Source organism: Mycobacterium sp. 141, from assembly GCF_000382405.1.
Lineage (GTDB): Bacteria > Actinomycetota > Actinomycetes > Mycobacteriales > Mycobacteriaceae > Mycobacterium.
On the sequence record NZ_KB908255.1, the window covers coordinates 461675 to 473776 of the forward strand.

A 12102-nucleotide genomic window follows, 5' to 3' on the forward strand; every position below is an offset into this window, starting at 1 on the left:
GAGCGGTAGGTTTGTCTCAATGTTGACCAGCGTGGCGACGATCGACGGCTTTTCGGTGCCCGTCGACGTGGACGGGCCTGAGAAAGGCTCGGCGGTCGTGCTGCTCGGAGCCGGCCATCACGGTCCCGCGGCGTACGGCGCGGTATGCCAACGGTTGCATACTGCGGCGCTCCGAACCGTCATCATCTCGCCCGATCCTCGGCTGACCGCCAAATCTGTGGTCGGCATTCTCGACTCACTCGATGTCAAGTGGGCGGTGCTGGTGGGGGACCGGCTCGGTGGCGAGCTGGCCTGGGAATTGGCAGCGACCCGGCTGGACCGGTTCACCAGCCTGGTCGTGGTGGACCGCGGGCACCCACGCGTCGCCGATCTCACGGGGGTGATCCGCGATGAGGGCTGCCCCGCGGTGGAGATGAACACCACCGTTCTGGTCAGCACGCCGGCCGCGCGAGCGGTGGCCAAGGCCAGCCAGCGCTTCGTCTACGGCGACTTCCGTCTGGTGGAGATGCTCGGTAGGCGCAACGCGCAGGAGTCGACCGCACAGCTGGCCGCCGAGATCGTGATGCGCACCAGCACCTGGTAGCCGGCCGCATGCGCTCAGGACGTCTGCGACGGCATCCAGGCCTGCGGCAGTCCGGGTTGCCCGGGGAACAGATAATCGATGAAAGCTGCTGCGGTGGGCTGTGGTTCATGGTTGGCCAGCCCCGGACGTTCGTTGGCTTCGATGAACACATACTCGCGGCCGGTGATGTCGGGCACCAACAAGTCGATGCCGGTGACCGGGATGCCGATGGCGGCGGCCGCCGTCACGGCTACGCGGCACAGCTCGGGATTCACCTCTGCGGTGACATCGTGGATGGTGCCCCCCTGATGCAGGTTCGCCGTGCGGCGCACCCGCAGATGCTCGCCCTCGGGCAGTACGTCGTCTAACGCCCACCCCGCCTCGGCCACCGTGGCCGACGTGATGTCGTCCATCGGAATTCGGGACTCCCCGCCGGTCGCGGCCGCGCGCCGGCGGCTCTGCGCCTCGATGAGTTCGCGGACGGTGTGTGCTCCAGTCCCGGTGATCTCGGCGGGTTTTCGGATCGCGGCCGCCACTACCTTGCCGTCGATCACCACCAAGCGTAGATCGTTGCCGGGAGCGCGCTGTTCGATGAGCACCTCGGGGTGCTGCTCGCGGGCCCGCTCCAGCGCAGCGTCCAACTCGGCGTCGCTGCCGACCCCGACGGTGATGCCCTTGCCCTGTTCGCCGCGGGTGGGCTTGACTACGACATCGCCGGCCTCGGCCAGGAACTCGTGATCGGCGCCGCCGAACATGGCCAGCCGACCGTTGGGCACCGTGATACCGGCCTCGCAGACGATGCGCCGGGTCTGGCGCTTGTCGTCGCAGCGCGCCATTGCCACCGCGGAGGTGAACTCCGACAACGACTCGCGGGTGACGACGCTGCGTCCGCCGTGCGACAGGCGCATCTCGCCCGCGCCGGCGTCGAGCACCTCGACCCAGATCCCGCGACGCATCGCCTCGTCGGCGATGATGCGCGCGTACGGATTCAGGTCGTCGACGGTTTCCGGGGGATGGGTGAACAGCGGCTCGTTGATGGCGTTCTTGCGTTTGACAGCCAGCACCGGCACCCGCTGGAACCCGAGCTTCTCGTACAGCGCGATCGCCGCAGCGTTGTCATGGGCTACGGACAGGTCGATATAGGCCCGGCCCCGGTCGCGGAAGATGCCGGCCAGGGTGCGGGTCAGTGCCTCGCCCACCCCGGGCAGGCCGGCGGTCGGATCGACGGCCAGCGACCACAGGCTCGATCCGTTTTCCGGATCGCTGAACAGCTTGTGGTGGTCGACGCCGGTCACGGTGCCGATCACCGAGCCGTCGTCGCGAACCGCCACCAGATACACCGCCGAACTGCGGATGTGGTTGTCCCAGATGACCTCTACCGGCGCAGGCACCATGCCGCACCGCACGTATACCCGGTTCATCTCGTCAGCGTCGTCACGGACCCGCAGCGTTCTGATGCTAAAGCCGATCGGTTCCGGTGCCGCCAGGTCTTCGCTGAACCGCAACCGGTACGTGTGGCTCGGGTCGATGAACAGTTCGGCAGGCGAGCGGGCGACCAGCACGTGCGACTCGCGAGCGTATATGCAGATGTCGCGGCGGCCCGGGCCTTCCTGGCCCAGCACTTCGGCGAGCTTCTCGGGATCGGCGAAGGTCTGCCCGAAAATCAGCCGGCCCCAACCTAATTCGAGTACGACATCGTCGGCCATGGCGTCGACGAGGTGCTGCGGAGAGGCGTCGTGCAGCCCGAGGGTGATGGCCTCGGTGTGATCATCTTCCGGATGCGCCGCGGCGCGATTACCGGCGTCCGGATCCACGCTGGTCATGCCGCCGCCCCCGTGATGCCGTGGCGCTGCAGCCACAATTCCAGCAGGGCGATCTGCCACAGCTCGTTGCCGCGCAGCGGCGTGAGCCGGCCGTTCGGATCGGCCAGCAGCCGGTCGACTGCCTCCGGCCGAAACAGCCCGCGTTCCTTTGCTTCCGGTGCGTAGAGCGCGTCGCGGACCATATCGAGGTAGGGGCCTTCCAGATGGGTCAGTGCCGGCACCGGGAAGTAACCCTTGGGCCGGTCGATCACCTCGGCCGGGATCACCCGCCGCGCAGCCTGTTTGAGCACGCCTTTGCCGCCGTGAGCGGTCTTCAGCTCGGGCGGGCAGGTCGCGGCGAGCTCGACCAGTTCGTGGTCGAGGAACGGGACCCGGCCCTCCAGGCCCCACGCCATCGTCATGTTGTCGACGCGTTTGACCGGATCGTCGACCAGCATCACCGTGGTGTCCAGGCGCAGCGCGCGGTCCACCCCGGTCTGCGCCCCGGGAACGGCGAAGTGGTCCGTGACGAAAGCCCCACTGGGATCCTCGGTCGCGGCGCGATAGGCGTCACTGATCAGCGCGTTCACTCCGGCGCTGTCCCGGTCGAAGAACGCGCCGCGATAGCCGGCCACCGCTCCGTCGAGCGTGGCGGCGCTCGATGCGGCCATGGGCGGATACCAGTGGTAGCCGGCGAAAACCTCGTCTGCGCCCTGCCCCGACTGCACGACCTTGACGTGCTTGGCCACCTCTTGGCTGAGCAGATAGAACGCCACACAGTCGTGACTGACCATCGGTTCGCTCATCGCGTCGATGGCATCGCCGAGGGCGGGCAGCATCCGGTCGGTGCCGATCCGGATCTGATGGTGCGCGGTGCCGAACCGCTTGGCGATGATGTCGGAGTACTTGAACTCGTCACCGGCCACGCCGCCGACCGACTCGAAGCCGATCGAGAAGGTGGACAGGTCCTGCTGGCCGGCCTCGGCCAGCAGCCCGACGATCAGGCTGGAGTCGACACCGCCGGAAAGCAAGCACCCCACCGGAACATCAGCGACCAAGCGGCGTTCGACCGCCAGCCGCAGCGATTCCAGTACCGCGTCCTCCCAATCCCGTTCCGACCAGTCGGCGCGGTCCGCGTGGCGGCTGAAATCCGGCGACCAGTACGTCGTGGTGCGGACGGCGCCGTCGGGCTCGATGGCGACCACCGATGCGGGTGGCACCTTGCTCACCCCGCGCAGGATGGTGCGCGGCTGCGGCACCACGGAATGGAACGTCAGGTAGTGGTGCAGCGCGACCGGGTCGATCCGGGTGTCGACCCCGCCACCTGCAAGCAGTGCCGGCAGCGTCGATGCGAACCGGATCCGGTGCCCATCCTGGGTCAGATACAGCGGTTTGATGCCGAGCCGGTCGCGACCCAGCAGCACCCGGCCGGTCTCGCGCTCGGCGATCGCGAACGCGAACATGCCCTTGAGGTGCTCGACGAAGCGGTCACCCCAGTGGTGATACGCCTTGAGCAACACCTCGGTGTCGCCGTGCGAGAAGAACCGGTAGCCGTGTGCGGACAACTCACGGCGCAGTTCCCGATAGTTGTAGATGCAGCCGTTCCAGCAAACGGTCAACCCCAGTTCGGAGTCGACCATTGGCTGGGCGGCGGCTTCGGTCAGGTCAATGATTTTCAGTCTGCGGTGGCCCAGGGCGACCCGGCCTTGCGACCACACTCCGGCCGCGTCCGGACCCCTGGGCGCCATCGCCTCTGTCATGGCCGACACCGCTGCAATATCGGGTGACCGGCCATCGAGACGCACCTCGCCGGTGGCTCCACACATCAATTCGACCCTACAAGCATTGGGCGCCGGTGTCTCATTGGCGGCGTGTCCCGACCGGTTCTCCCAGTTCAGGCCGACGCCTACCGGGCACGTGCTCAGATAGGCGCGTACGCATTCGCTTCCGTCAAGTCCGGTCAGGTGCGGCGAACTCGCGAGCCGGGATTCGCTGAATCGAATGTGTCGAGGGTGAGATCCAAGAGTGTCGTGTTATTGGTCTGGTGCCCTACCTTTCAGCGAAAAAGTCGTGCATATTAGGGACGGGATCGCCGGGTCCGTCGTGATTGCAATGGTCGGATTACCGGAAGTAACCGTCGGACAGAAAGGGTGCGGGTTTTGGACGGCGCTGACGCGCGGGCTCGCCCGGTGGTCGGGATGACCACCTACCTGCAGCGGGTGCAGACCGGCGTGTGGGATGTGAACGCCAGTTTCCTGCCCGCCGCCTACATCGAAGGAATAAACCGGGGTGGTGGCGCCGTGGTGCTGTTGCCACCGCAGCCGGACGGCGGGCAAATCGTCGAGCGGATCCTCGACGGGCTCGACGGGTTGGTGATCACCGGCGGGCGTGACGTCGACCCGGCCCGGTACGGTCGGCCGCGTCATCCGTCGACCGACGAACCTGTGGGCCACCGCGACGAATGGGATTTCGCCCTGGTGCGCGCCGCGCTGAGGCGCGGGCTACCGCTGCTCGGGATCTGCCGCGGTGCGCAGGTGCTCAACGTCGCGCTCGGTGGCACGCTGCACCAGCACCTACCCGACGTGCTCGGCCATACCCGGCATCGGCGGGGCAATGCCGCGTTCAGTACGTCGTCGGTGCAGACGGTGCCGGGTACCCGGCTCGCCACGTTGATCGGGGATCACGCCGATGTGCAGTGCTATCACCACCAGGCCATCGACCGGCTCGGTGACGGCCTGGTGGTCGGTGCTCGCGACACCGCAGAGGGTGTCGTCGAGGCCATCGAGAGGGATCGGGCGCTTCCGGGCGACGCGTTCGTGCTGGCGGTGCAATGGCATCCCGAGGAACGCCTCGACGACGTACGACTGTTCGGCGGCCTGGTCGAAGCCGCCGGATCATATGCGACAGAGAGGGTTTCATGAGCACCACCCAAGTCATCAATCCGGCCACCGAAAAGGTCCTGCGCACCGTCGAACTGCTCGACGAGGCGGCAGTCGACGACGCGGTGGCCCGCGCCAAGGCCGCGCAACGGCGGTGGGCGCGGTTGGCGCCGGCGGAGCGCGCCGGGGCCTTGCGGGCCTTCGCGGCCGTCGTCGACGCTCACGTCGATGAGCTGGCCACGCTCGAGGTGGCCAACTCCGGGCATCCGATCGGACAGGCCGAATGGGAGGCCGGGCACGTCCGCGACGTCCTGCAGTTCTACTCGGCCAGCCCGGAACGGTTGAGCGGCAAGCAGATTCCGGTGGCCGGCGGCCTCGACGTGACGTTCCACGAGCCGCTCGGCGTGGTCGGCGTGATCACCCCGTGGAATTTCCCGATGCCTATCGCGGCGTGGGGGTTTGCCCCGGCGCTGGCCGCAGGCAACGCGGTGGTGCTCAAACCCGCCGAATGGACCCCGTTGACCTCAATGCGGCTCGGAGAACTCGCCGTGGAGGCGGGGCTGGATCCGGATCTTTTCCAGGTGCTGCCCGGTGAGGGCTCGGTGGTGGGGGAGCGCTTCGTCACCCACCCCGATGTGCGCAAAGTGGTGTTCACCGGCTCCACCGAGGTGGGGACGCGGGTGATGGCCGGCGCCGCAACCCAGATCAAACGGGTCACCCTGGAATTGGGCGGCAAGAGCGCCAACATCGTCTTCGACGACTGCGATCTGGAAAAGGCCGCAGCCACCGCACCCTACGGGGTATTCGACAACGCCGGCCAGGACTGCTGTTCGCGCAGCCGGATTCTGGTGCAGCGCAACGTCTGCGACCGCTTCATGGCACTGCTGGAGCCGGCCGTCAAGGGTGTGGTGGTCGGTGACCCGACAGTGCGTGCCACGGAGATGGGGCCTCTGGTGTCGCGTCCGCACTGGGAGTCGGTGGCCTCCTACATACCCGATGACGCTCCCGTCGCATTTCGGGGTTCCGCTCCGAATGGCCCCGGATTCTGGTTCCCGCCAACGGTTCTCACCCCGCAGCGCACCGACCGCGCGGTGACCGACGAGATCTTTGGCCCGGTGGTCACGGTACTGCCGTTTGACGACGAAGCCGAAGCCGTCGAGCTCGCCAACGACACCCCCTACGGGCTGTCGGGCTCCATCTGGACCGACAACTTGTCACGTGCCCTGCGGGTATCCCGCGCGGTCGAATCGGGCAATCTGAGCGTCAACTCGCATTCGTCGGTCCGGTACAACACGCCCTTCGGCGGCTTCAAGCAGTCCGGTCTTGGCCGTGAGCTGGGGCCGGACGCGCCCCTGTCTTTCACCGAAACCAAGAACGTCTTTTTCGCCGTGGAAGATCGAGCAGAGGAGTCCTTGTAATGGATCTGACCCAACGACTGGCCGGCAAGGTAGCCGTCATCACGGGCGGTGCCAGCGGTATCGGACTGGCCACCGGCAAGAGGCTGCACGCCGAGGGCGCCATGATCGTGGTGGGTGACATCGACCCCAGCACCGGCCAGGCCGCTGCCGACGAACTCGAAGGTCTGTTCGTGGCCGTCGATGTCGCCGATCAGGCAGCCGTGGACAATCTCTTCGACACGGCCGCTTCGACATTCGGCGGCGTCGACATCGCGTTCAACAATGCCGGGATCTCGCCGCCGGAAGACGACCTCATCGAGAACACCGAACTGCCGGCGTGGCAGCGGGTGCAGGACGTCAACCTCAAGAGCGTGTACCTGTCGTGCCGGGCTGCGCTGCGGCACATGGTGCCCGCGGGCAGGGGGTCGATCATCAACACCGCGTCGTTCGTCGCGGTGATGGGCTCGGCGACATCGCAGATCTCCTACACCGCGTCCAAGGGCGGGGTGTTGGCGATGTCGCGCGAGCTCGGTGTGCAGTACGCGCGCAGCGGCATCCGGGTCAACGCGCTGTGCCCCGGGCCGGTGAACACTCCGCTGTTGCAGGAGCTGTTCGCCAAAGACCCCGAACGCGCGGCGCGGCGCCTGGTGCACATCCCGCTGGGCCGGTTCGCCGAACCCGAGGAGGTGGCGGCCGCGGTGGCGTTCCTGGCCAGTGACGACGCATCGTTCATCACGGGCTCGACGTTCCTGGTCGACGGGGGCATCAGCTCGGCCTACGTGACACCCCTGTGACACCCTGGTAGCTCGCCATGACAGCCGAACCGGACTCGCAGCAACCGGCCGCTTCCGCCGCGGAGGTCACGGCCGATTCTCTGCTGCGGCCGGTCCGGCTGGGCAATGCGTTCGAGGAAACCGTGGGCCGGCTGCTGGAGACCATCCGCCTCGGCGTGCTGGCACCCGGTGAATCGCTGCCGCCGGAACGCGAACTGGCCGCCCGGCTCGGGGTCAGCCGCGACACCGTGCGGGAGGCGATCAAGTCGCTGGCCGACGCCGGATATCTGGTGTCCCGGCGCGGCCGGTACGGCGGCACGTTCCTGTCCGAGCAGTTGCCGCGGCACCCCACCGAGGTGGCCCGGCCCGGTCGGGGGGAGATCGACGACGCGCTGCGGCTGCGGGAGATCCTCGAGGTGGGAGCGGCCAGGATGGCGGCCGGGCGCACGCTCAGCGCGGCCGAACGCGACGGACTGTTCTCGCGACTGGCCGATGTCCGGGGTGCGCCGCCGGATGACTATCGGCGGCTGGATTCGCGGCTGCACCTGGCAATCGCCGAGGCCGCCGGTGTGCCATCGCTGGTGCCGCTGGTTGCCGAGAACCGGATGCGGCTCAATGCGTTGCTCGACCAGATCCCGCTGCTGGTGCGCAACATCGCGCACTCCGACGAACAGCACGAGGCCATCGTCATCGCGATCCTGGCCGGCGATGCCGACAGCGCGGCCGCGGCGATGCTGGCCCACGTCACCGGGTCGGCCGCGCTGTTGCACGGCTTCTTGGACTGACCGCGCTGGGCTACATTCGAAGCGTGGACCAGCCCGAAAGCCAGGTGCAGATCGACCGGGCGACCTCAGCGTTGGCAGACGTCGACACCGTGGGCTGGGCGCGGCGGTTCGACCTGCTGTCCGATCCGCACCGACTCGAGATCCTGTTGTGCCTGCACAAGGCGCCCGGCATCTGCGTCGGAGACCTGGCCGCCGCGCTGGGACGCTCGGAAAATGCCGTCTCGCAGGCCCTTCGGGTGCTCCGTGATCAGGGCTGGGTGAGCTCGGTCCGGGTGGGGCGGATGGTCAGTTACCGCCTGGAGGACGAGGTGGTCCACGATCTGCTGCACTGGCTCGGCGCACGGCACGGCTGAATTACCTGTTTATCTAGACAGATGAAAAGATGAGTTCTACGCTCGGTCGATGAGCATCGGCACGTTGACCGAGAGCACCACCCCCACCCGCTTCGACCGTGCCGACTGGGTGTCGATCGCCGCCACCGGCGGGTTCGTGGCACTTCTGCACATCATCGGCTGGGGTGTGCTCGTGATCGGCGTGGCGCCGCAACACATCACGCTCGGATCGGCCGGGGTGTTCGGTGTGGGCCTCGGCGTCACCGCCTATCTGCTCGGCGTGCGGCACGCCTTCGATGCCGACCACATCGCCGTCATCGACAACACCACCCGCAAGCTGGTCGGGGAGGGCACCCGGTCACTGTCTGCGGGTTTCTGGTTCTCGCTGGGACATTCGAGTGTGGTGTTCGGCCTGGCGTTGTTGCTGGCGCTGGGTGTGCGGGCGCTGGTCGGCCCGGTCCAGGACGAGGGCTCGCCGATGTTGCAGACCCTTGGCTTGATCGGTTCGCTGGTGGCCGGAACGTTCCTGATCCTGATCGGGCTGACGAATCTGATTGCCGCAGTGGGGATCGCCAAGGTGTTCCGGGCGATGCGCACCGGCGAACTCGACGAGCAGGAGCTCGAACGCCAGCTCGCCCGTCGGGGCTTTCTGGCGCGCCTGCTCGGCCGGGTGATGGGTCGGGTGAACAAGCCGTGGCATCTGTACCCGGTCGGGTTCCTGATGGGATTGGGATTCGACACGGCCAGCCAGGTGGCGTTGTTGGTACTGGCGGCCGGGACGGCGGCATTCACCCTGCCGTGGTATGCGGTGCTGGTGCTGCCGGTGCTGTTCGCCGCGGGCATGAGTCTGTTCGACACCCTTGACGGCATCTTCATGACGAGGGCCTACGGCTGGGCATTTCTGCAGCCGGTCCGCAAGGTGTACTACAACCTGACGGTCACAGTGCTCTCGGTGATCGTCGCGCTGGTCATCGGGGTCATCGTGCTGGCCGGTCTGCTGGTGGATCGTCTCGGCATCACCTCGGGCCCGCTCGCGGTGATCGGGTCGGCCGACCTGGAATTCGCGGGCTTTGCCATCGTCGGCATCTTCGTGGTCAGCTGGATCGCCGCCCTGGCCATCTGGCGGTTCGGCCGGATCGAGGAACGCTGGAGCACGCAGACCTAGTCGGCGAGCCCCAGCAGCGCGTTCTCGATCACCTCGGGCAGCGCCGGGTGGATCCAGTACTGCCCGCGCGCCACGTCGTGGGCGGTCTGGCCGAAGCTCATCGCCTGGATCAGCGGCTGGATGATCGACGACGCCTGATAGCCCATGATGTGCGCGCCGAGGATCTTCCCGGTGGCGCGTTCGCCGACGAGCTTGGCGATGCCGGTGGTGTCCTCCATAGCCCAGCCGTACGCGGTGTCGCCATAGTTCTGCACCTTGACCACGAGGTCGTGGCCGGCATCGCGGGCTTCCGCCTCGGTCAGGCCCACCGTGGCGATCTGCGGATCGGTGAACACCGCCGACGGCACGAACCGGTGGTCGCTGCGCACGAGGTTGCCCGTGTCGTCCCAGTCGCGCAGCAGGTTCTCCCTCACCACCCGGGCCTCGTGATTGGCGACATGCTTGAGCTGGTACTCCGACGACACATCGCCGAGCGCGAAAATTCCACGCGCTGTCGTGCGTTGGAAGTCATCGACGATCACCCGCCCGTCCTCGTCCACTTCCACACCCGCCAGGTCGGCGTCGAGCAGGTCCCCGTTGGGAATCCGTCCGGTGGCCACGAGTAGCACGTCGGCGGGCAGGGTCTTGCCGTCGTCGAGTTCCAGAACGATCTGATCGCCGTTCTGGTGGGAGCCGACCACGTTCTCGTGGGTGCGCAGGTCCCATTTTTCGGCGGCCAGCGCGGTGAACCGACGCCAGATGGTCTCGTCGCAGTGCGTCAACAGGCCGGCGCCGCGGACCACGATGGTGACCCGCACCCCCAGCGCGGAGAAGATGTGGGCGAACTCGGCTGCCACGAACCCGCCACCGACGATCACCAGATGCTCGGGCAGCGTGGGAATCCGCATGATGTCGTCGCTGGTGTAGTACGTGACGCCGCACTGCGCGATGGCAGGTGGGATCCGGATGCGGGACCCCGCGGCGATGACCACCTGGTCAGAGCTGAACTCATCGCCGTCCGCGGTGCGCAGGGTGTAGCGACCGTCGGGCAGTTTCGGGCCGAATCGGGTGTGTCCGGGGTACACCGTGATGTTCTCATCGGAGCGGCGGTACCGTTCGCCGTCGGCCGCGATCGGATCGATGCGGCCGAACACCCGTGACACGATGTCGGGCCAGCGCACCTTGTCGATGTGGGAGTCGATGCCGTACTTCGCACTGTCGCGGATCGTGTCGGCTACTTCGGCGGCGTAGACGAACATCTTCGTCGGGATGCAGCCGACGTTGAGGCAGGTGCCGCCGAAGGTGCCCTGCTCGCAGATCGCCACCTTCTTCTCGGCGTAGCGCTCGTCGAGAACGCTGTTGCCCGAACCGGTGCCGATGATCGTCAGGTCATAGTGCTCCACGTCAACCTCTATCCGGAAGGTATTGCGCTCGACTGTGATTGCGAATCCAGGTAGCTGACCAGCCACCGGTTGAGCTCGCGGTAGGCGGTGGCCCGCGGTTCGGCCACCGACAAGAAGACGTCGTGCTTGGCGTCGGTGATCGGGACGATTGTGCTGCGGTTGCCGACGCACCCGGCCCACCGAGCGATCTGGCTGACGTCGAGCACGGCGTCGCCGCGCTGGATGGCTGCGGGGTCGGGGGTTTCGGTGACGCTGTGGTCTGACCGCAGGATCAGATTGGGCACCCCGACATCCAGCCCGCGGTGCAGCCGGGCCTGGCCGCGCCGGATGGCGTTGATCCACCCGAATGTGATGGGGAAGCCACCCAACGGTTTCCAGTCGAGGTTGTAATCGAACTCACCGCCGTAGTCGCGGTGCAGGCTCGTGCCGTAACCACCTTCGGTGGGTTTGCGCGCCACGCTCAGCTTGCGCAGCCGGGCGAGCGCGACCAGCGCGGCCGAGGTCGGTGCGGTCCGCAGGATGGCCGGGCCGTGTAGGTCGAAGAACGGGCTGTTGAGGATCAGGCCACCGACGTTGTGGGCGGCCAACCCGCCGCGGTGGCGCAGACTGTCGAGGAACAGCGTCACGATCAGGCCACCGGCGGAGTGGCCGCAGAGGCAGACTCGGGCACCGCCGGTGTCGGCGGCGATGATCTCCAACGCCCGGACCAGTTCGGCGTCGTAACGGCTCAGGTCGGTCGTGAAGTGCGGGGTCTGGCCCTCGCGCCGGGACCGGCCGCACTTGTGCAGATCGATCGCGTAAAAGGCGAATCCACGCTCGGCGAACCGGTCGGCGAGCTCGGTGTGGAAGAAATAGTCGGTGTAGCCGTGCAGGGCCAGGACCGAATGCCCGGCGCCACCGGCAGTGCCGCCGTCACCCCGGCGCACCAGCGTGGCGACCAGATCGCCCTCGCCGTCAGGATCCGACCCGAGCGCGATCGTGTGCTGCCAGAAGCCGGGTAGTACATCCGGCACCCAAACGGGCTC

General features: G+C 67.4%; 11 protein-coding genes. 7 read left to right on the plus strand and 4 right to left on the minus strand.

The genetic code is table 11. The annotated features are described in order from the left end of the window. Positions 1-19 precede the first annotated feature (19 nt). Positions 20-583 carry an alpha/beta fold hydrolase gene (locus H276_RS0102330; RefSeq protein WP_019969697.1) on the plus strand — a complete coding sequence of 188 codons (564 nt, stop codon included), beginning with the start codon at positions 20-22 and terminating at the stop codon, positions 581-583. Between the two features lie 14 nt (positions 584-597). Here H276_RS0102330 and ngg read toward each other — a convergent pair whose 3' ends face one another. Together ngg and H276_RS0102340 are read right to left on the minus strand one after the other, a co-directional pair. Further along, on the minus strand, positions 598-2385 hold the full coding sequence (gene ngg / locus H276_RS0102335; protein ID WP_026356503.1) for an N-acetylglutaminylglutamine synthetase: 1788 nt from the start codon (positions 2383-2385) through the stop codon (positions 598-600). After that, on the minus strand, positions 2382-4190 hold the full coding sequence (locus H276_RS0102340) for an N-acetylglutaminylglutamine amidotransferase (RefSeq protein ID WP_019969699.1): 1809 nt from the start codon (positions 4188-4190) through the stop codon (positions 2382-2384). Before H276_RS0102340 ends, ngg begins: the two co-directional genes overlap by 4 nt. A 372-nt stretch (positions 4191-4562) precedes the next feature. Here H276_RS0102340 and H276_RS0102345 point away from each other — a divergent pair, with 372 nt between their 5' ends. Genes H276_RS0102345 through H276_RS0102370 form a run of 6 tightly spaced genes read left to right on the plus strand, consistent with a single transcriptional unit; the run spans position 4563 to position 9695 of the window. Next, positions 4563-5285 (plus strand): gamma-glutamyl-gamma-aminobutyrate hydrolase family protein, encoded by a 723-nt coding sequence (locus H276_RS0102345; protein ID WP_019969700.1) that lies wholly within the window; start codon positions 4563-4565, stop codon positions 5283-5285. Next, positions 5282-6661, plus strand: coding sequence for an aldehyde dehydrogenase (locus tag H276_RS0102350; RefSeq protein WP_019969701.1), 1380 nt, complete (start codon positions 5282-5284; stop codon positions 6659-6661). The genes H276_RS0102345 and H276_RS0102350 overlap by 4 nt, the downstream gene beginning before the upstream one ends. Continuing rightward, positions 6661-7434, plus strand: a complete 774-nt coding sequence (locus tag H276_RS0102355) for a 3-oxoacyl-ACP reductase (RefSeq protein WP_019969702.1) — start codon at positions 6661-6663, stop codon at positions 7432-7434. The genes H276_RS0102350 and H276_RS0102355 overlap by 1 nt, the downstream gene beginning before the upstream one ends. A gap of 17 nt (positions 7435-7451) precedes the next feature. Next, complete coding sequence (locus H276_RS0102360) at positions 7452-8198, plus strand: FadR/GntR family transcriptional regulator (protein WP_019969703.1); 747 nt, start codon at positions 7452-7454, stop codon at positions 8196-8198. Positions 8199-8212: 14 nt separating this feature from the next. Beyond that, entirely contained in the window at positions 8213-8551 is a 339-nt protein-coding gene (locus H276_RS0102365) for a helix-turn-helix transcriptional regulator (protein WP_036460422.1), read from the plus strand. Positions 8552-8600: 49 nt separating this feature from the next. After that, positions 8601-9695, plus strand: a complete 1095-nt coding sequence (locus H276_RS0102370; RefSeq protein WP_019969705.1) for a HoxN/HupN/NixA family nickel/cobalt transporter — start codon at positions 8601-8603, stop codon at positions 9693-9695. Here H276_RS0102370 and mtr read toward each other — a convergent pair. Together mtr and H276_RS0102380 are read right to left on the minus strand one after the other, a co-directional pair. Continuing rightward, the gene (gene mtr / locus H276_RS0102375) at positions 9692-11077 is read right to left on the minus strand and encodes a mycothione reductase (protein WP_019969706.1); all 1386 of its coding nucleotides are present in this window, start codon (positions 11075-11077) and stop codon (positions 9692-9694) included. The two genes, H276_RS0102370 and mtr, sit on opposite strands and share 4 nt — an antisense overlap. 8 nt (positions 11078-11085) lie before the next feature. Beyond that, entirely contained in the window at positions 11086-12090 is a 1005-nt protein-coding gene (locus H276_RS0102380) for an alpha/beta hydrolase (RefSeq protein ID WP_019969707.1), read from the minus strand. Positions 12091-12102: the final 12 nt, after the last annotated feature.